This is a genomic window from Oleiphilus sp. HI0067, from assembly GCF_001635735.1.
Genome location: NZ_LWFI01001646.1, coordinates 1 through 625 on the forward strand (window position 1 = coordinate 1; position 625 = coordinate 625).

Annotated in this window: 2 protein-coding genes; one reads left to right on the forward strand and one right to left on the reverse strand. The window is 41.8% G+C overall.

Annotated features, from left to right (window positions below; translation table 11 throughout):
• Positions 1 to 262: histidine phosphatase family protein (locus A3739_RS26585; RefSeq protein WP_197472609.1), on the forward strand; the 262-nt coding region annotated here is incomplete at its 5' end.
• Positions 263 to 288: 26 nt separating this feature from the next.
• On the opposite strand, the gene A3739_RS29015 is transcribed toward A3739_RS26585, so the two are convergent.
• The gene (locus tag A3739_RS29015) at positions 289 to 459 is read right to left on the reverse strand and encodes a hypothetical protein (RefSeq protein WP_156502807.1); all 171 of its coding nucleotides are present in this window, start codon (positions 457 to 459) and stop codon (positions 289 to 291) included.
• Positions 460 to 625 lie beyond the last annotated feature (166 nt).

Consider the following 625-nt stretch of genomic DNA (forward strand, 5'->3'; position numbering starts at 1 on the left):
CCGCGTAGAACAGGCTTTGTATTCACTGAACACACAAGATCATAAAAACATTTTCGTTTTCAGTTCTGGCGTAGCGATTTCAATGGCGATCAAACACATTATGCGTCTGAATGCGGAGACAATGATTGATCTTAATTTACAGAGCAGGAACACCGGCGTTACAGAGCTATTTATTAAGGGCGATAAAAGATACGTTTCTAGCTTTAATCATGTGTCGCACTTGAGCAGCCCCGAACATTTAGATCTTATTACACATGCATAAGTGTGCCTTTAGCGCACACTCAACTGCTAACGCTCCCGAAGGCCTTTATACTGATATCGCAACAAGGGGGACATAAAAAACTCGATCAGTAGATGGAGCATATCGGCTGCGACTTGATAAAACCGCGCCAGCATCACTAAACAAACTAAACCCGAGTCGACCGACTGAGCGGTACTCGTCCACGAAGAATGACTCACACAAGATCCTTTTGTTGAGAGTAATTTATGATTTGGCATTCCTTGCCAATTAGATTTCTAGAGACCTAAAGTCTCAGCGCGAAACTATATCGGCTAGCACTTAGGTGAAGCAATCTAATTATTTTTATAGCCATTAATACAGCCTGTAAATTCGCGATTGAAATTT